This is a genomic window from Campylobacter sp. 1569, assembly GCF_024723675.1.
GTDB lineage: Bacteria > Campylobacterota > Campylobacteria > Campylobacterales > Campylobacteraceae > Campylobacter_D > Campylobacter_D jejuni_C.
On sequence record NZ_JANQDB010000009.1, the window covers coordinates 44,934 to 63,888 of the forward strand.

Consider the following 18,955-nt stretch of genomic DNA (forward strand, 5'->3'; position numbering starts at 1 on the left):
TAAATAAGAAATGAAATTATATCTTATTTAATTTAAAAAAAACTTAATTACTTAATAAAGCGTAAGTAAATATATCCAAATACACCAGAAGCTAATGAAGCTAATAAAATTGCAAAGTTATCCACAAAATTAAATATATCACTAACTTCATAAGCAAGTGCATCTATAAAAAAACTCATCGTAAAACCTATGCCTGTAAGTATGCAAACTCCATAGAGCTGTTTAAAATTTGCATCTTTTGGTAATTTTGCAAGTTTAAATTTAATTGCCATATAAGCAAATCCAAAAACACCGAGTTGTTTTCCGATAAAAAGTCCTAAAAATATACCCATGCTTACACCACTAAATAGCATATGAGTTTGGATTTTAGAAAGATCAACCCCTGCGTTAGCAAAAGCAAAAATGGGAAGTATGACAAAAGCAATCCAAAATTTTAATCCATGTTCGATTTCTTCCAATAAAGCATGATTATTTTTTGTATATACAGGAATAAATAAAGCGGTAATAATACCGGCTAAAGTCGCATGAACTCCACTTTTTAATACACTAAGCCAAAGTAAAGTGCCAAGTATATAGTAAAAAGATTTTCTTTCATTACCTAGACGATTTAATACAAATAAACCTATAATGCAACAAAATGCTACAAAAAAAGCCAAAGTAGAAAGTTCGCTAGTATAAAAAATAGCAATGATTAAAATAGCTCCTACATCATCAAAAATTGCTAAAGACACTAAAAATATTTTTAAAGAACTTGGTATGCGTTGTTTTAACATGGCAAGTATAACTAAAGCGAAGGCGGTGTCAGTAGCTGTTGGTATAGCCCAACCCTTTAAAACATAAGCGTCGTTAAAATTAATAGCGCAAAATATTAAAGCAGGTACTACTATACCACCTATAGCAGCCATTAAAGGTAGAGTGATATTGCTAAGAGTTTTAAATTCACCTTGAACAAATTCTTTTTTTAATTCAAGTCCTATAGCAAAGAAAAAAATTGCAATAAGCCCATCATTAATCCATAGTAATGAGGGTTTAAATAACTCCCATACTCCTACTTTTATACCCATTTCCACGCTAAGAAAATCCATATAATGTTGTCCATAGGGACTATTTTTAAGCATAAGAGCAAGGATTGTTGCTCCTAAAAGCAATAACCCTCCTAATATTTCTAATGATAAAAATTTTTGATAATTCTTAATTTTCATTTTTTAAAGCTATATATAAGTTTTAGATAAAAATATCCTATTACAGCACTTAATAGTGAAGCAACTAAAATGGCTAATTTATCCGAATATGCGAAAATATTGCTGTTTTGATAAGCTAATCCATCTATAAAAAAGCTCATCGTAAAACCTATGCCTGTAAGTATACAAACTCCATAGAGTTGTTTAAAATTAACATTTTGTGGAAGCTTTGCTAGCCCCAATTTTATACTAATATATGAAAATAAAAATACTCCAATTTGCTTTCCTAAAAATAAGCCTAAGATAATTCCTAGGCTAACTGAAGAAAACATAAAGCCTGGATCCATATCTTTTAAATCAACTCCTGCATTTGCAAAAGCAAAAATAGGTAATATAAAGTAACTCACCCAAGGCGCTAAATCGTGTTCAATTTCTTTCAAAAATGATTTTCCATTTTTTGTCTCAAGTGGTATAAATAAAGCAGTAATCACACCTGCTAAAGTTGCATGCACTCCACTTTTTAACATACTTATCCAAAATACTATAGCTATGATGATATAAAAAGATTTTTTAGTAACGTGGAAATGATTTAAGAGATAAAGTGCCAACATGCATACTAAAGCAGCAATCATAGCAAAAACCGATAGTTCGCTTGTGTAAAATAAAGCGATTACAATAATTGCACCCAGATCATCAAATATAGCTAAAGAAAGTAAAAATAGCTTTAAAGAACTTGGCACTTTTTTGCCTAAAAGCATTAAAATTCCAACTGCAAAAGCTACATCAGTAGCTGTTGGTATAGCCCAACCTTGTAAAGCAAAAGTATCTTTATAATTAAAAAATGCAAAAATTAAAGCAGGCACTATCATGCCACCAAGTGCAGCAAATACAGGTAGGGACATAGCTTTTATACTATTGAGTTGTCCTTTTGTAACTTCGTATTTTAGTTCAAGTCCTATAGCAAAGAAAAAAATCGCAATAAGCCCATCATTAATCCATAAAAGTAGAGGTTTAAAAATTTCTAAGCTACCTGCTTGAAATCCGAATGGAATATTTAAAAAATTGGTATATTGATCTGTTAAAGAGCTGTTTTGTAAAATTAATGCAAGTACAGTAAAAAATATTAGCAAAACGCCAGGAAAAGTTTCACTTTTGACAAGTGTATGAATTCTATGCATAAATCAAACCTTTTATTTTTACTAAAAAGGAGTATTTTAACATAAAAAGGTTTGATTTTTATATAAAAACTAATACAAAAAACTTTTAAACAGGTATAACGCGTATATTTGGGCTAAGTTCTTCTTGTAAAATATTTTCTATAGCATATAAGGTTGCGCCACTCCCACTTGAACAGCCACTACATGCTCCAAGATAGCGTATATATACATCTATATTTTTATTTTCACTTTTTTGTATATCAATTACTTCTAAATCTCCACCATCTCCGTGTAACATTGGACGTACATCACTATCTAAAACAGCCTCTACTGCTTTTAATTGTTTAACCATGGTCATATCATCAAAAGCAATATCAGCTTTACTTTGATCTTTTAATCTTTCTCTTTCCATTTCAGCTCTAGTTTCAGCTAAAATATCTACAAGATAATAATCTTTTTTCTCATGTCCACCAGATTTTATACAAGATTTACAAAAAGCACCTGCTTTGGTAAATTGTGTGATTTCTTCTACTGTATGTAAATCATTTAGTTTAATTACTTCTTTGATAGTTCCAAGGCTTACCCTAGCACATTCACAAACTATGATTTGATCTTCAAAGTCCTCAGGATTAACTCCTTTGTAATGTGCTGCAGCTTGTTTGATAACATCATAAGCCATAACCGAACAATGCATTTTTTGCGGTGGTACTGCAGGGGTTTGCGGATTATCTCTCATAGCAAATTCAACATCTAAATTTGTAATTTTTACAGCCTCATCTACGGTTTTACCTATACAAAGATCAACCATAGTATCACTACTTGCTATTGCTGTACCACAACCAAAGCTTTTAAATTTCGCATCAATAATTTTATCTGTTTTTTCATCCACTAGCCAATAAAGTCTAACTGCATCACCACAGCTTTCGGCTCCAAAATCTGCAACAATAAGTTTTGCGTTTGCTTTTTGTGCATCTTCTTGTGTAAATTCTCCCATATGTCGAGGATTATTCATTCTATCTTGTACCTTTTGAGAATACTCATCCCAAATTGATCCGCCAATTAAATTATTCTTTGCCATTTTTTATCCTTTAAATATTTTCAGGCTTATATGCATAAGTACTTGAGATTGCTCTAAGTCTTTGTGTTGCTTTTTTTATTTGCTCTGCTGTATAATCAATTTCATCTTCTGTATTAAATCTTGATAAAGAAAGTCTTAAGGCAGTATGAGCTAAATCATTTTCAGCACCAATTGCTTCCATGATAGGATTACTCTCAAGTGCTTCGCTAGCACAGGCTGAACCAGTACTTGCTGCTATACCATTTTTATTTAAATCCCAAAGCATAGCTTCGCCTTCTACGCCTTTAATGCTAGCTAAGATGGTATTAGGAACTCTTCTTGATCTATCTCCAACTACACTTGTATCAGGCATAGCTAAAATTAAATCTTCTAATTTATCTCTTAATCTTCTAATGTGTGAGTTTTCAAAATCAAGCATAGTATTTGCAATTCTTAAAGCTTCTGCCATTGCTATAATATACGGCACATTTAAAGTTCCACTTCTTCTACCACCCATATGCTCACCACCATGTAAAAGTGGAGTTAATTCTATATCTTTTTTAATATAAAGTCCACCTACACCTTTTGGGCCATGGAATTTATGTGCAGAAAATGAAGCAAAATCAACCCCAGTTTTTGCAAAATTAACCTTGATTTTTCCAACAGCTTGAGTTGCATCAGTATGAAATAATGCTCCATATTCATGAGCAATTTGAACCATTTCTTCTATAGGAAAAATCATACCAGTTTCGTTATTTGCCCACATAATACTCACTAGGGCAGTTTTATCTGAAATAGCTTCTTTTAGATCTTTTACACTAGAAACACCCTCATGATCAACGCCAAGCTCTATGACCTTAACCCCTAAGGATTTTAAAAACATAGCACTAGCAGCTACTGCAGGATGTTCCACGCTAGAAATGATTACTTCATTTCTATCACTATTTAAAATTCTATCAAAATACACACCTTTTAATACCCAATTAATACTCTCTGTAGCACAGGAAGTGATAATGATATCATCTAAATCACTTGCCCCAAGTCCTGTATAAAGTTTATCCATAGCTTCTTTTAAAGCAGGGTGAGTTGCGCTACCCCATTGATGAAGGCTATTTGGATTACCATAATATTCTTTTAAAAAAGGTTTCATAAGCTCGTAAGCTTCTGGTGCAAGTTGTGTTGTTGCATTATTATCTAAATATACTTTCAAATTATACTCCTTTAATTAGGATAATTTTTATCTTTTTTGTTAATATACACTAAAATATTAAATTTAATATTAAATCAAGTAAGTTTTTAACTTGTGCAAAAATTTTTGTTATTATTTTAGCACAAGTTTAAGCCATAGCGTTTAAATAAGAGTGTAAAATTTTATTAATACTTGCTTGCCTTTTGCGATTTTCTAAAAATTGAGTATCTAAAAGTTCTTTTTGAGTATTGATTTTTTCAAGATCAATATTAGGATTGTTTTGATTGAATTCTTCTTTTAAAACTTCAATTTCTTTACTAACTTGTTCGCTATAAAGACTATAAATAGAACTTGAATTTGCAAATTCTTGCATGTTGATACTATGTTGATAGTTAATGTATTGTTGAAAAAAAACCGAAAGTTTATCTTCTGAAGTATTGTTTTTATCCACCCCATTAATATGCAAGTATAAATCAAAACTCATTTTTTCTTTATTGCTTTCACTTAGATAATCTTGCATACTCATTTGACCTCTCATGAGTTTTTGAAAATTTATATTAGAAGATATATCTAATTCAATAGGAGATAAAAAGAAATTAGCCTTTTGATGGTTTTGTTCTTTTAAATCATGGTAAATATAATTAAGCAATAATCCACTTTTAGAAACTGCACCTTGACGGTTTAGATAAGGTTTTATAATAGGATTGCTAGCTGTGTTTTCTATGCTTGTATTAAAAGCAAAATCACCTATTTTATTATCAAGCATTAAAGTATTTAAATTTTTATTTGTCTCTTTTGCACTTTGTAGACTTTTAGCATTTTCATAAACTTTTAAAATTTTTCCTTCATAAGTGTAACTATAGCCTTGATTTAACTCTGAAATTTGAGCTTTATTTAAAAAGCTATTATCATTTTTTTGAAATTCATGATTAATGGTTTTTAATGTATTATGATAAGTATTTAAAAGTCTTGGTAAGTCTATTTTATTATAGTTTAAATTCTCATCAAGCTTTATAAGTTGCTTTGAAATCTCTCTTATACTTTTTATGTTAATATCATAATCAAGAGGCAAAGCAGCTGTTTTATTAAGATCTTTTTCAAAAAAACCTTGCTCGTTGATTCTAAAACCAAATTCACTTGCATAGGTTATCTTGTAATCTAAATTAGAACCTTTGATATCAAGTAAATCACTTTTAATATTAGTATTTTCTTTTTTTTCTTCTGTGTGTTCAGTTTTTACAAAAGGATAATTTGCAAAATTCTGATATGGATTAACATTAGAATTTATAAACATAACTCTTCTCTTCAAAAATATTGCTTAACTGCAAAAAAGCAAAAGTTATGCCAAAATTTTTGAATCGAAGAGAAAATTTAAGCGTAAATGTCAAGTAATCCTGAACTAGTGCTAGGAGTAGTAGTTGGAGTAGGGTTTGCATTTACGCCTTCAAGTACTTGCATTACTGCATTTTCATTGGCTTCTATGGTTTTTTTCATCATAGTAGTTGCAATGTTAAGCATTAAACTTGCTTGATTGTTAGTAACTTCGCCCATAACATACTCCTTTTGTTTGGATTAGTAATATTATCGGCAAAGTTTGGTTAATATTAAGCTATATTGTAAATTTTTGATAAGTAATGATTGTGGGTGTTTTCTTTGGCTTCAAGCGTATCGATATAGTTTTTAAACTCATCCATATCTTTAAAAAGATTTTTCATTATAGTACTGATTTCGCTAGAGAAATTTTGAAGATTGCTTTGCGTTTTTAAATATCTCTCTATTTGATAAATTCTAGCAATCTCTCTTTCATATTCATCTTGAGTCATTCTTTTTGAGTTAAATTCCTCATTCAAAATCTTTTTATCATTAATAATAAAAGATTTTTTTTGATTATTGATTTTAAACTCAACTATAAAATTTTCTTTTGAAGCAATAATTTTTAAATATTTTAATTTAGCTTTACCTTCTAATAGATCAAAACATACACATTCTAAAAACATATGTGTAAAGATTTCTCTTTCAAAAATATTTTGACAAATATCAGTATATTTTAAACCTAAGTTTTGTTGGTGATCTAAAAATGCTACATTTGACATGATCCATCCTTTTTTCATGACTTTTTATCATGAAAAAAGCAAGAATCATTCCAATTATTGCATATCAATCATCTTAAGCATATTAATCGTGTCTTCAAATTCAAAGCTTTCTTCAGGATTTTGGCTTAGAAATTGTTGCATAAAATCTTTCTTGGTAATAGCTTGATCAAGTTCTTTATCAGTACCTTTTTGGTAAGCACCAATTCTAAGTAAAACCTCATTTTCTTTAAGCAAAGAATTTAAACGCTTAAATTTTCTAGCAGCTAGCTTGTGCTCATCACTAATAATATCTCCCATAACCCTTGAAGCTGAATTTTGTATATTTATAGGTGGATAAATTCCAAAGTCAGTGAGTTCGCGACTAAGTACTATATGCCCATCTAGGATAGATCTACTTTGATCGGCTATTGGATCACTCATATCATCTCCATCCACAAGCACGGTAAAAAAAGCTGTTATAGTACCTTTACCTTCTTCTTTTCCTGCACGTTCCATAAGCTGAGGTAAAAGACTTAAAACGCTTGGTGGATAACCTTTTGTTGTAGGTGGTTCACCTAGAGCTAGGCCTATTTCTCTTTGAGCCATAGCAAAACGCGTTACACTATCCATGATAAACAATACATCTTTACCTTGTTCTTTAAAATACTCAGCCACACTCATAGCGCAAAATGCTCCGTATTTTCTCATTAGCGCACTATCATCGCTTGTTGCAACGATAATCACGGTATCATCAAGCTTGCCACCAAGATTTTTTTGTATAAATTCAGGAATTTCTCTACCACGCTCACCGATTAAAGCTATGACTTTAATGGGAGCTTTGGAATTTTTTACTATCATGCCCATAAGAGTTGATTTGCCAACCCCACTTCCTGCAAAAATCCCAAGTTTTTGTCCTACCCCGCAAGTTAAAAGCGCATCTATTGTTTTAACACCTACTGGGAAAACTTCTTCTATTAAACCTCGTTTCATCGCATCGATAGGTGCACGCATAATAGGCATAAATTTACTTGCCTCAATCGGTCCTTTACCATCTTTTGGTCGCATAAAAGGATCAACTACTCTTCCCAAAAGTTCATCACTAACTCCTATTTGCATACCCGCATCATTAATAAAAGCACGATCGCCTATTTTAAAACCTTCTACAAAACCAAAAGGACTCAAATAGCTTAAATTTTCATCTACTTCTACCACCATAGCCATAGCTTCTTTGCTCTCATCTTCACTAGAAACTATTTTAATGATATCACCTATGCTAGTTTTTAAGCCATTTATTTCTATACTAGTGCTTGAAATTTTAGTAATTTGCCCAAAAACGCTAGCAAGATTTTGTGAAGCAATTTTGCTACGAAGTTTTTCTAAGCCCATTAAAATCTGACCTGTTTTGCTGAGTTAATTAAGGTAAAAAATTCTTTTCTTGTTTTTTCACTTTTTAAAAAACTACCTCTTAAGGCTGAAGTGCTAGTGGTAGAATTTGCCTTTTGCACTCCACGCATTTCAACACACATATGTCTTGCTTCAATAACCACTCCAACACCTTTTGCACCTACATGTTCCATCAAAGCTTCTGCGATTTGTTCTGTGAGTTGTTCTTGAATTTGCAAGCGTCTTGCAAAAACTTCCACAAGGCGTGGAATTTTACTAAGCCCTACAACTTTTTTATCTGGTATATACGCAACATGTACGCGCCCAAAGAAAGGCAAAAGATGATGTTCACAAAGACTATAAAATTCTATATCTCTTACTAAAACCATTTCATTGTTTGAGCTTTCAAATAAGGCATCATTTAGTATTTGTTTTGGATCTTGTTTATAACCACTATTTAAAAATTCAAAAGCTTTAAAAACTCTTGTAGGAGTTTTTAAAAGTCCTTCTCTTTGTGGATTTTCTCCGATAATTTCTAACATATTTTTTACTGATTGTTCAAATTTTTCTTGCATTTTTTCTCCATCAAAAATTAAAATTTTAACATATTTTTATTTTTATATAAAGTGATAAGGAAAATTTTGGTATATTATCAAAAAATTTTATTTAAAAAGGGAAAATATTATGGAAGTTACAGCAAAACTAATTGATTTTGCAAATGCAAATGCTACTGTGAAAATCGCTCAAGGAGCTATTAAAGCAGAAGTTGAAAAATTAGCTAAAAAAGCATCTAAAACTATGAAAATGGATGGTTTTAGAGCAGGAAAAGTTCCTGTTGCTGCTATACTTAAAAGATATGAAAAAGAGCTTACAAGAGATGCGGAGCAAGATCTTTTAAGAAATGCTGTAGATGGTGCTTTAAAAGAAGTTAAAAAAGAGGCTAAAGATTTAGTAGGTGAACCATATTTTGAAAAATTTGATAGAAAAGATGGTGCTATTGAAGCTCAAATGGTATTATCTTTTAGACCAGAAGTAAAATTAGATGGATATGAAGAACTAATTCCAACTTATAATACACCAAAAGTAACTCAAAAAGAAATTGACGCAAAAAAAGAAGAATTATTAAAAAGATTTGCAACTCCTGAAGCGATTAAAGAGGCAAGAGCTTTAAAAGAAGGCGATTTTGCTAAATTTGATTTTGAAGGTTTTGTTGATGGTAAAGCTTTTGATGGCGGAAAAGCTCAAAATTATGTTTTAGAAATTGGTTCAAAACAATTCATACCAGGATTTGAAGAAGGTATGATTGGTTTAAAAGCAGGCGAGGAAAAAGATATTAATGTAACTTTTCCAAAAGAATATGGTGCAGCACATTTAGCAGGAAAAGATGCGGTATTTAAAGTAAAAATTCATGAAATTCAAGAACTTAAAATGCCTGAATTAAATGAAGAGCTTTTAAAAAGCTTGTTGCCTGAAGAAAAAGAACCAAGTGTTGAAAAATTAGACGCAAAATTAAAAGAGCAACTAAAAAATGAAAAAATCTTTAAACTTATCAATGATGAGCTTAAAAATCAATTTGCAGAAGCTTTGGTAGCTAAATTTGACTTTGTTTTACCAAGAAATATAGTAGAGCAAGAAACAGATATGCAATTTAGAAGCTCTTTAAGAACTTTAAGCGAAGAAGAATTAAAAGAATTTAAAGATGAAGCTAAATATAAAGAAAAAAGAGAAAGTTTTAAAGAAGATGCACAAAAAAGCGTAAAATTAACTTTCATTATAGATGAGTTAGCAAAACTTAGAAATGTTACAGTAAGTGATCAAGAATTAATCCAAGCGATTTATTTTGAAGCTTATAGATATGGCTTTAACCCACAAGAACATTTAGATAATTATAAAAAACAAGGTGCATTACCTGCAATTAAAATGTCTTTAATTGAAGAAAAACTTTTTGCTGATATTTTCAAAAAAAACGATAAAAAGAAAACTGAAAAAGAAAGTGAAAAATAATGAGCTCATACATACCTTATGTAGTTGAAAAAACAAGCAGGGGCGAAAGAAGCTATGATATATACTCAAGGCTTTTAAAAGATAGGATTATTATGTTAAGTGGTGAGATTAATGATGATCTTGCTGCTTCTATCGTAGCTCAGCTTTTATTTTTAGAGGCTGAAGATCCTCAAAAAGATATTTATCTTTATATTAACTCACCAGGCGGGGTTGTAACCAGTGGATTTAGTATTTATGATACGATGAATTATATTAAAGCTGATGTAAGTACTATTTGTATTGGTCAAGCTGCTTCTATGGGTGCATTTTTACTTAGTTGTGGTGCTCCAGGGAAAAGATTTGCATTGCCAAATTCAAGAATTATGATCCATCAACCACTAGGTGGTGCAAGAGGGCAAGCAACTGATATAGAAATTCAAGCAAAAGAAATTCTAAGATTAAAAGCAATTTTAAATGATATTTTGGCTAAAAACACCAAACAAAAACTCTCTAAAATAGAAAAAGACACTGATAGAGACTTTTTTATGAGTGCTGTGGAAGCTAAAGAATATGGCTTAATCGATAAGGTTTTGGAAAAAAGTTTTAAATAAGGAAAAACATAGCAATGTTAGATGATGATTTATTTGCTGATTTAAATTTAAGTAGTGATCCAACTCCAGCCAAAGAAGCTCCAAAAATTCAAAAAATTAGTGGAGGTGAATTTGAAAAATTTGCAAAGTCTATTTTGACTGAGCTTGTAAAAGATAATGTACCTCCAACACCAACTAATTATGGAGTTTATTTTCAAAAAATGCTTGAAGAGCGTCCGGTGGCTTTTAAGAAAAAAGTTAGCGAGATTATGGAATTTGAGCAAAATGATGATGGTATCAAACGTGCAAATATAGAGCAAGAAATCAAAAAAAGTTTTAGTTCTACTTCGGCATTATTGCAATACATTGCTATGATTTATAGGCATCTTGAAACAGTTAAAGATATGCTAAGAAGACGTAATTCAGAGCTTGCAATTAGCACAGGTAATTTAGCAGTTTCTAATGTAATTCACGCTCTTGAAGCAGATCTTTCAAGGTTTTCTAGCATTTTAGATAAATACTCAGATGAGATTAAAGAAAATTTTGATGAGGTTAGACAAACTTATAAACATATAGAAGAGCAAAGTGATTTTGACTCTAAATTTGGAGTTTATAATAAAAAATACTTTTTAGAAAATTTAGAAAAAAGCATTGAAAGTAATGCAAAATATAATTATCATACTTCCTTAATATTTTTTAGAGTAAAAGAAGAAATTCTTGAGCAAACTTATACTCAAAAAGAAAAAAATGCTTTCTTAAAAGGTGTGTGTAGGATTTTTAGTAAAAATGTCTCTTCAAGCGATATAGTAGCCCATTGTGGAAACAATGTCTTTGCTATGATGATTTCTCATACAAATTTAGAAAAAGCACAAGAAATATGCAATAAAATATTAGAATCTTTAGAAAATTCCAATTTTTTTCTAGCAGATAAAGAAATAGAAGTAGATGTTGAAGTGGCTATAAGTGCTGTTAATCAAGACAGCAAAAGCGAAGAATTAATAGAAAAATGTATTGAAGCTTTAAAAGATTCAGGAAAAAATTTAGAACCCTTTATAATAGTGGAAAAAGAAAAATGATAAGAGAGATAATTACCTATCCTAATCCAAGATTATTTTTAGAGTCAAAAAAAGTAGAAAATTTTGATAAAGACTTACATGTGCTTTTAGATGACATGTATGAAACAATGATAGCTAATAAGGGCGTAGGTTTAGCGGCTATTCAAGTTGATGTGCCAATTAGAGCTTTGCTTGTAGATATTGGTGATGAAGAAGGTAAGCAAAAAGAAGACAAGCAAACCCTTTTAGAAATTATTAATCCCATTATAACACCTTTAGATGATGAAAAAATTTCTTGCAATGAGGGTTGTTTAAGCATACCAGGTTTTTATGAAGATGTAATGCGTTATAAAAATATACAACTTGATTATCAAGATAGATTTGGTAAGCCACAAAGTTTACAAGCACATGATTTTTTAGCGGTGGCTATTCAACATGAAGTTGATCATCTTGATGGACATTTATTTATAGAAAAACTTTCTTTTTTAAAGCGCCAAAAATTTGACAAAGACTTTAAGAAAAAATCCAAAAAGAACAAATGAAAAAACTAAAATGTGCAAGTTTTTCTACAGAGCTTGATATTATCGATGTAGAATCAACTTTCACAAGAGGTTTGCCAGGTTTTAGTATAGTAGGTCTTGCAAATTCCACTATTAAAGAAAGCACAGAAAGAGTTAAGGCAACTTTATTAAGTCAAAATTTCAATTTTCCAGCACAAAAAATAACTATTAACTTAAGTCCTTCAGATATCCCTAAAAATGGCTCTCATTTTGACTTAGCCATTGCGATTTTGATTTTATTTCAAAAAGAAAATTTAGATGACTTTTTTGTTTTTGGGGAACTTGGTTTAGATGGAAGTATAAAAAGTACTGCTAGTTTATTTTCTATCTTGCTTTTTTTAAGTGCAAAAGTACAAAATGCCAAGGTAGTGGTGCCAAAAGCCATAGCACAAAAAGCTTCAATGATACCTAATTTAACAATTTATGCTTTGGAAAATTTAGTCCAAGCTATGGATTTTTTTAAAGAAAAAAATTATGAGAATTATCATATAAATAATGCTCATCCTTTATTTGAAAATGCCATAGAAATTAATAATCAAAAATATATAAAAAATTCTATTTACCCTTATGATTTTAAAGAAGTTAAGGGGCAAGAAAATGCTAAATTTGCTTGTATAATAGCAGCTTTGGGTATGCATAATATTTTATTTGAAGGTAGTCCAGGTAGTGGTAAAAGTATGTGTGCTAAAAGACTTCCTTTTATCATGCCACCACAAAGTTTGAAAGAAATTTTAGCTCAAAACGCCTATAAGTCATTAAATTCTTTAGATGATGACTTTAGTGCTAGTAGGGTTTTTAGAAGTCCTCATCATACAAGTACTAGGGCTAGCATTTTTGGTGGAGGAGCTAAAAATGCCAAGATAGGAGAAATAGCACTTGCAAATGGAGGAGTTTTGTTTTTTGATGAGTTTCCTCATTTTTCAAAACAAATCATAGAAAGTTTAAGAGAGCCATTAGAGGATTTTAAAATTCTTATTTCAAGAGTTAATACCAAAGTGATTTATGAGACTAAATTTTTATTTGCTTGTGCACAAAATCCCTGTCCTTGCGGGAATTTGTTTTCTAAAAGTCTTGCATGTCGTTGCCAAGAAATAGAAATTAAAAAATATAAAAATAAAATTTCATCTCCTATTTTAGACAGAATTGATCTTTATGTAGCTATGGATGAGATTTCACATGAAGATAAAACAAGCTTGACTTCTAAGCAAATGAGTGAAATGGTTTTTAAAGGATTTTTATTTCAAAAGCAAAGAAAGCAAGAAGAATTTAATGCTAAATTAAATGATGAACAGCTGAAGCAATTTTGTATTTTAGATTCTTCTGCGAGCGAAATTTTACAAAAGGCTATAAATTCATATAATCTTTCCCAAAGAGGGGTGAATAAAACCATAAAAGTAGCAAGAACTATTGCGGATTTAGAGCAAAGTGAGTTGATTTTAAAAACTCATATTTTAAAAGCATTAAGTTTTAGAATGAGAACTACATAGGAGAAAAAATGGACAATAAAAGTGTAGCGATCTTTATTGATGCAGAAAATATTCCTTCAAAATATGCAAAATCAATTTTTGACATCGCTTCTGATTATGGAGAAATCGTTATAAAACGAATTTATGGAGATTGGACACAAAAAAATATACAAAATTGGAAAGAACAAATCGCACAATATTCTATTATTGCCATGCAACAATTTAATTTTATAGCTAATAAAAACTCAAGCGATATGTACTTAATCACCGAGATTATGAGTTTTTTTTATGAAAAAGATATTGATATTTTTGTCATTGTTTCAAGTGATAGTGATTATACTAGTTTAATCCAAAGGCTTAAAGAAGGTAAAAAGCAAGTTATAGGTATGGGTTTGAAACAAGCTGTAAAATCTTATGTGAATTCTTTTAGTGAATTTTTTTATTTAGATCAAGATGAATCCAAAGAAAAAGTATTAAGTACTAAAGAGTATATCAAAGATTTAATCAATATCACAGAAGCCTTGATAGAAGAAAAAGGTCGTGCTGAATATGCTCAAATTCGCACTAATATGAATAGAAAACACGCAAACTTTATTCCACAAAATTTTGGTTTTAAAAATTTTAGAGCTTTAGTAAAAGAGTTTTTACCGCAAATGAAACAATTTAAAGAAGGTAATGAAAAAAATATTTATTTTCTTATTGAGAAAACAAAGGCTTAAAAATGGAAAATATCTTGATAGCCTTTTTAGTTGTTGTAATTTTAGCTTTTGTATGGGTAGTGTTTAAAAGTCAAAAAGAAAAAGTAAAGTTGGAATTTTTAAACCAAAGCAATATAGCCTTACAAAATCAACTTTCTAATTTAGAGCTTGAAAAAACCACACTTATGGAAAAAAATTCCAAACTTTTAGATGAAAAAATATTATATTTATCTAAAAATGAGGCTTTGGAAGCAAAATTAGCTCAAAAAGAACAAACCCAACAAGAACTTTTAAATATACATTTAAAAGAGCGTGCGAATTTAAAAGAAGAATACACCCAAACCTTAATAAAACTAGAAGAAAAATACAAGCAAGGTTTGGTAGAATTAAAACAAGAATTAGAACAAAATTTACAAAAACAAAATGCTAATATTTTAAGCCAAAACAAACTTATGCTTAATGAAGATACAAAAAAAATCTTAGAAGAAATTTTCTTGCCTGTGAAAAAAAGTGTTAAAGAATACAGTGAAAAACTTAGCCAAAATGAAGTTAGCATTAAAACACAAATCGATCATATGTTTAAATTTAGTCAAAATATAACAGAAAACGCAGATAAGCTAGCTAAAATTTTAAAGGGTGATAAAAAAATTCGTGGTAATTTCGCAGAATTACAATTAAAATCTGTTTTAGAAAATAGTGGTTTGGTAGAAGGTATTCAGTATAAACTGCAAGATAGATTTCAAGATGAGGGTAAAATCTACATTCCTGATGCGGTTGTGTTTTTAGATAAACAAAAAAGTATAATCATAGATGCAAAATTTTCTTTGCCAAGTGATTTTGCCTTTGAAGATATTAATAAAAATACCTGCATTGATTTAGCTTATAATCTAAAATCAAGGATTGATGAGTTAGCTAAAAAGCCCTATATGCAGTATGATAAACATACTTATGAGTTTGTTTTGCTTTTTATACCTTATCAAAATATCTTAGATTTGATTTTAAATGTAGATCTTGAAATTTATCAATACGCTTACAAAAAAAAGGTTTATTTAACTACACCAAACACTCTTTTTATGGCGTTAAATACTATAAATATTTCATGGAAAAATATACAAAGTAATGAAAATATCCTAAAAGCTTTTGATGAGCTTGGCAAATTTCATGATAAATTTGCAGGTGTTTTAGATGATTTTGAAAAAATCAAAGAAAACATCAAAAGATTAAATACAAATGTAGATAATATGCAAACAAAGCTTACTCATGGAAGTGGAAATATTGCTTCAAGAGTGATAAGGCTTAAAGAGCTAGGTGCTAAAACCCAAAAGCTTATAAAATGTGAGATGAGCGATGAAAGCAGTATTTAAAGATAATGTTTCTTATGAAAAAGAGCTTATTGAAAAAGGCTTGGATGAGTTTTTAATGATGGAAAATGCAGGCATAGAGCTTGCAAATTTGATTAAGAAAAAAAGTAAAAAAATAAAAAATGCCAAAATTTTATTTTTGCTTGGTACTGGTGGAAATGGAGCCGATGGACTTGTAGCTATTAGACATTTAAAAAAAACTTTTGCCTATGTTATGCCGTATAAAAAAAGCACAATGTTTATCAAGCAAGAGCAAATTTTAAAAAATGCAAGTTTTAATTTTTTAAAAAAAGAACCTAAATTTAAAGACTTTGACATCATAATTGATTGTGTTTTTGGAAGTGGTTTAAATAAAGTTTTAGATGAAAATATACAAAGAATTTTTAAAAAGCTTGCTAAAAGTAAGGCTTTAAAAATAGCTTGTGATATTCCTAGTGGTCTTGGACAAGAGCTATGTTTTAAAGCTGATTATACACTTTGTATGGGAGTGATTAAAGAAATTTTATTAGAAGATTTTGCAAAAGAATTTGTGGGTAAAATTAAAATTGCAAATTTGGGGTTAAAACCTTATATACAAAACACTCCAAGTTTTTTACTAGAAAAAAAAGATTTAAAACTCATTACAAAAAAGACTAACTCAAACAAAGGTGATTTTGGCCATATTTATATTTTTGCAAACGAAAGTGCAGGCACTCTAGCAGGACTTGGTGCTTTAGGGTTTGGAGCAGGACTTGTATCTTTAGTGGCTAAAGAAAGCTTTTCGCCTTTGATAATGCTAAAAGATGATATTGAAGGCAAAATAAATGCAGCTGCTATAGGCATGGGACTTGATGATTTAAGTATTTTAAAAGATGAAAGATTAAAAAACATTCCTTTAGTCCTAGATGCAAATTGCTTTCAAAGTGAAAATTTACTTTCACATCTTGCCAGAGAAGATGTTGTTTTAACCCCTCATCCTAAAGAGTTTTCTATGCTTTTAAAACTTTGTTTTAATGAGGATATAAGTGTAGAAGAAATTCAAAGCAAACGTTTTTTTTATGCAAGAAAATTTAGCTCTAAATTTCAATGTGTTTTGGTATTAAAAGGGGCTAATCCTATCATCACTCAAAAAGAAAAACTTTTTGTAGTAAATTGTGGCAATGAAGCTTTAGCAAAAGGTGGAAGTGGGGATGTGCTAAGTGGTATGATAGCAGCTTTACTTGGAGCTAAATTTAATGCTTTAGAAGCTGCGAAAAATGCAGTATTAGCTCATGCTTTGGTGGCTAAAAATTATAAGAAAAATAAAATCAGCTTTGATGCTTTAAAATTAATAAAGGGGTTAAAATGCTTATAAAATTAGCAGTTTTATTTAGTGGTAATGGAAGCAATTTGGAAAATATTTTAGAAAAATTACATAAAAAAACTTTTGGCAAAAATACCTTTGAGGTGGTTTTGTGTGTGTGTAATAAAAAAGAAGCTTATGGTATACAAAGAGCTTTAAAATATGGTCTTGATACCAAAATCATAGAACATGAAAAATTTACCTTAAGAGAAGAATTTGACGCAGAATTAGTAAAAATTATAAAAGAAAGTCAAGTAGATTTGACTATCTTAGCAGGATTTATGCGAATTTTAAGTCCTGTTTTCACTCAAAATATAAAGGCTATTAATCTTCATCCTTCTTTGCTTCCTTTATTCAAAGGCGCTCATGCTATCAAAGAAAGCTATGAAAGTGATATGAAAGTAGCGGGCATTAGCGTGCATTGGGTTAATGAAGAGCTTGATGGTGGTAAAATCATTGCACAAAAGGCGTTTGAAAAAGCTAAATTAAGCTTTGAAGAATTTGAAGATAAAATTCACCAGCTTGAACATATACTTTTACCTGAAACCATTGTAAAAATTTTTGAAAATGATTAATTTTTCATCATTATAATTACGCTTTTGTTTAAGGAATGTAAATGTTTGAATGGATTTTTAGTGTAGATGCTTGGGTGGTATTGCTTACTCTTACAGCTTTGGAGATTGTACTAGGGATTGATAATATCATTTTTCTAGCGATTTTAGTTTCTAAATTACCACCAGAACATAGAGATAAGGGTAGAATTTTAGGTCTTGCTTTTGCAATGATTACTAGAATTTTATTGTTATTGTCTTTGTTTTGGGTGATGAAACTTGTCACACCTTTATTTAGTATATTAGGCAATGAAATTTCAGGTAGGGATTTAGTACTTTTACTTGGAGGTTTGTTTTTAATAGTTAAGTCTATTAAGGAAATTAAAGAAAGTATAATGCACCAAGAGGAAAGTCAAAGCAATATAAAAATTAGTAATAAACTTTGGGTTGTAGTAGCTGAAATAGCAGTGATAGACATAGTATTTTCTCTTGATAGCGTTATTACTGCTGTAGGTATTGCTCAAGATATAGAGATTATGATTATTGCTGTTATTGTTGCAGTTTTAGTTATGCTTTTTGCTTCTAAACCAATTGCAGATTTTGTAGAAAAATATCCAAGTATTAAAATTTTAGCTCTAGCATTTTTAGTGATGATAGGCTTTGTTTTAGTGTGTGAAAGTTTTGATATTCATATAGATAAAGCATATATTTACACAGCTATGGCTTTTTCTTTGATAGTTGAAATTTTAAACATCATTTCTCAAAAAAAGCAAGCGGATAATTCTTAAAATATTTAGCATTTTTTATGCTAAATATTTTTTATCTTGACTTTTAATATTTTTTTATGTAAAATAACGCTTTATTTTTGTACATCGGGGTGTAGCGCAGTCTGGTTAGCGCACTTGGTTTGGGACCAAGGGGCCGAAGGTTCGAATCCTTTCACCCCGACCATTTTTACAAATGGTGAGTGTAGCTCAGTCGGTTAGAGCATCAGATTGTGGTCCTGAGGGTCGTGGGTTCGATTCCCATCACTCACCCCATCAGCGCTCGTAGCTCAACTGGATAGAGCGACAGACTTCGGATCTGTAGGTTATGGGTTCGATTCCTATCGGGCGCACCATAAGCCTATTGTTACTTTTATTTTTTGCGCTCATAGCTCAGCTGGATAGAGCAACGGCCTTCTAAGCCGTAGGTCAGAGGTTCGAATCCTCTTGAGCGTACCACTTTTGCGGATGTGGTGAAATTGGCAGACACGCCAGACTTAGGATCTGGTGCAGCAATGCGTGAAGGTTCAAGTCCTTTCATCCGCACCACTCAGTAATTAAATCAAA

The 18,955-nt window shown here is 30.4% G+C and carries 19 protein-coding genes and 5 tRNA genes; 15 read left to right on the plus strand and 9 right to left on the minus strand.

The genetic code is table 11. The features are described from left to right. Positions 1 to 47: 47 nt before the first annotated feature. The 9 genes from nhaA (CAMP5060_RS05680) to folE form a co-directional block, all read right to left on the minus strand. Complete coding sequence (gene nhaA, locus CAMP5060_RS05680; RefSeq protein ID WP_087699156.1) at positions 48 to 1,202, minus strand: Na+/H+ antiporter NhaA; 1,155 nt, start codon at positions 1,200 to 1,202, stop codon at positions 48 to 50. Continuing rightward, a complete protein-coding gene (gene nhaA / locus CAMP5060_RS05685; protein WP_214100434.1) occupies positions 1,199 to 2,359 on the minus strand; it encodes a Na+/H+ antiporter NhaA in 1,161 nt (386 codons plus the stop codon). The genes nhaA (CAMP5060_RS05680) and nhaA (CAMP5060_RS05685) overlap by 4 nt, the downstream gene beginning before the upstream one ends. Positions 2,360 to 2,444: 85 nt before the next feature. Next, positions 2,445 to 3,416, minus strand: a complete 972-nt coding sequence (locus CAMP5060_RS05690) for an iron-sulfur cluster assembly scaffold protein (RefSeq protein ID WP_087699159.1) — start codon at positions 3,414 to 3,416, stop codon at positions 2,445 to 2,447. A 10-nt stretch (positions 3,417 to 3,426) separates the two neighbouring features. Beyond that, positions 3,427 to 4,605 (minus strand): NifS family cysteine desulfurase, encoded by a 1,179-nt coding sequence (locus CAMP5060_RS05695; RefSeq protein WP_087699161.1) that lies wholly within the window; start codon positions 4,603 to 4,605, stop codon positions 3,427 to 3,429. Between the two features lie 127 nt (positions 4,606 to 4,732). Next, a complete protein-coding gene (locus CAMP5060_RS05700; protein WP_442863349.1) occupies positions 4,733 to 5,893 on the minus strand; it encodes a hypothetical protein in 1,161 nt (386 codons plus the stop codon). A 62-nt stretch (positions 5,894 to 5,955) separates the two neighbouring features. Then, positions 5,956 to 6,135 (minus strand): putative motility protein, encoded by a 180-nt coding sequence (locus CAMP5060_RS05705; protein ID WP_087699165.1) that lies wholly within the window; start codon positions 6,133 to 6,135, stop codon positions 5,956 to 5,958. A gap of 53 nt (positions 6,136 to 6,188) precedes the next feature. Beyond that, a complete protein-coding gene (locus CAMP5060_RS05710; protein ID WP_087699167.1) occupies positions 6,189 to 6,677 on the minus strand; it encodes a hypothetical protein in 489 nt (162 codons plus the stop codon). 54 nt (positions 6,678 to 6,731) lie between these two features. After that, complete coding sequence (gene fliI, locus CAMP5060_RS05715) at positions 6,732 to 8,042, minus strand: flagellar protein export ATPase FliI (RefSeq protein ID WP_087699169.1); 1,311 nt, start codon at positions 8,040 to 8,042, stop codon at positions 6,732 to 6,734. Further along, a complete protein-coding gene (gene folE / locus CAMP5060_RS05720; RefSeq protein ID WP_012662169.1) occupies positions 8,042 to 8,614 on the minus strand; it encodes a GTP cyclohydrolase I FolE in 573 nt (190 codons plus the stop codon). Before folE ends, fliI begins: the two co-directional genes overlap by 1 nt. 109 nt (positions 8,615 to 8,723) lie before the next feature. Here folE and tig point away from each other — a divergent pair, with 109 nt between their 5' ends. The 15 genes from tig to CAMP5060_RS05795 all read left to right on the plus strand — a co-directional run bounded on the left by tig (position 8,724) and on the right by CAMP5060_RS05795 (position 18,937). Beyond that, a complete protein-coding gene (gene tig, locus CAMP5060_RS05725) occupies positions 8,724 to 10,043 on the plus strand; it encodes a trigger factor (RefSeq protein WP_214100435.1) in 1,320 nt (439 codons plus the stop codon). Beyond that, positions 10,043 to 10,633, plus strand: a complete 591-nt coding sequence (gene clpP / locus CAMP5060_RS05730; RefSeq protein ID WP_087699173.1) for an ATP-dependent Clp endopeptidase proteolytic subunit ClpP — start codon at positions 10,043 to 10,045, stop codon at positions 10,631 to 10,633. The genes tig and clpP overlap by 1 nt, the downstream gene beginning before the upstream one ends. 14 nt (positions 10,634 to 10,647) lie before the next feature. Further along, positions 10,648 to 11,688: a GGDEF domain-containing protein gene (locus CAMP5060_RS05735; protein ID WP_087699175.1), complete on the plus strand. Its 1,041-nt coding sequence runs from the start codon at positions 10,648 to 10,650 to the stop codon at positions 11,686 to 11,688. Then, a complete protein-coding gene (gene def, locus CAMP5060_RS05740) occupies positions 11,685 to 12,209 on the plus strand; it encodes a peptide deformylase (RefSeq protein WP_087699176.1) in 525 nt (174 codons plus the stop codon). The genes CAMP5060_RS05735 and def overlap by 4 nt, the downstream gene beginning before the upstream one ends. Further along, complete coding sequence (locus tag CAMP5060_RS05745; RefSeq protein ID WP_214135924.1) at positions 12,206 to 13,714, plus strand: YifB family Mg chelatase-like AAA ATPase; 1,509 nt, start codon at positions 12,206 to 12,208, stop codon at positions 13,712 to 13,714. Before def ends, CAMP5060_RS05745 begins: the two co-directional genes overlap by 4 nt. An 8-nt stretch (positions 13,715 to 13,722) precedes the next feature. Further along, positions 13,723 to 14,412, plus strand: a complete 690-nt coding sequence (locus CAMP5060_RS05750; RefSeq protein ID WP_039627173.1) for an NYN domain-containing protein — start codon at positions 13,723 to 13,725, stop codon at positions 14,410 to 14,412. A gap of 2 nt (positions 14,413 to 14,414) precedes the next feature. Next, positions 14,415 to 15,755 (plus strand): DNA recombination protein RmuC, encoded by a 1,341-nt coding sequence (rmuC, locus tag CAMP5060_RS05755; protein WP_337218051.1) that lies wholly within the window; start codon positions 14,415 to 14,417, stop codon positions 15,753 to 15,755. Then, positions 15,739 to 17,085, plus strand: a complete 1,347-nt coding sequence (locus CAMP5060_RS05760) for an NAD(P)H-hydrate dehydratase (protein ID WP_337218052.1) — start codon at positions 15,739 to 15,741, stop codon at positions 17,083 to 17,085. The genes rmuC and CAMP5060_RS05760 overlap by 17 nt, the downstream gene beginning before the upstream one ends. Next, positions 17,076 to 17,648: a phosphoribosylglycinamide formyltransferase gene (purN, locus tag CAMP5060_RS05765; protein ID WP_214135926.1), complete on the plus strand. Its 573-nt coding sequence runs from the start codon at positions 17,076 to 17,078 to the stop codon at positions 17,646 to 17,648. The genes CAMP5060_RS05760 and purN overlap by 10 nt, the downstream gene beginning before the upstream one ends. Before the next feature lie 41 nt (positions 17,649 to 17,689). Beyond that, positions 17,690 to 18,412 carry a TerC family protein gene (locus tag CAMP5060_RS05770; RefSeq protein ID WP_337218053.1) on the plus strand — a complete coding sequence of 241 codons (723 nt, stop codon included), beginning with the start codon at positions 17,690 to 17,692 and terminating at the stop codon, positions 18,410 to 18,412. 85 nt (positions 18,413 to 18,497) lie between these two features. Further along, positions 18,498 to 18,575, plus strand: a tRNA-Pro gene (locus tag CAMP5060_RS05775). A 12-nt stretch (positions 18,576 to 18,587) separates the two neighbouring features. After that, a tRNA-His gene (locus tag CAMP5060_RS05780) sits at positions 18,588 to 18,664 on the plus strand. Between the two features lie 3 nt (positions 18,665 to 18,667). Next, a tRNA-Arg gene (locus CAMP5060_RS05785) sits at positions 18,668 to 18,744 on the plus strand. A gap of 26 nt (positions 18,745 to 18,770) precedes the next feature. Continuing rightward, positions 18,771 to 18,847: transfer RNA gene (locus tag CAMP5060_RS05790), tRNA-Arg, on the plus strand. 5 nt (positions 18,848 to 18,852) lie between these two features. Next, positions 18,853 to 18,937, plus strand: a tRNA-Leu gene (locus CAMP5060_RS05795). Positions 18,938 to 18,955 lie beyond the last annotated feature (18 nt).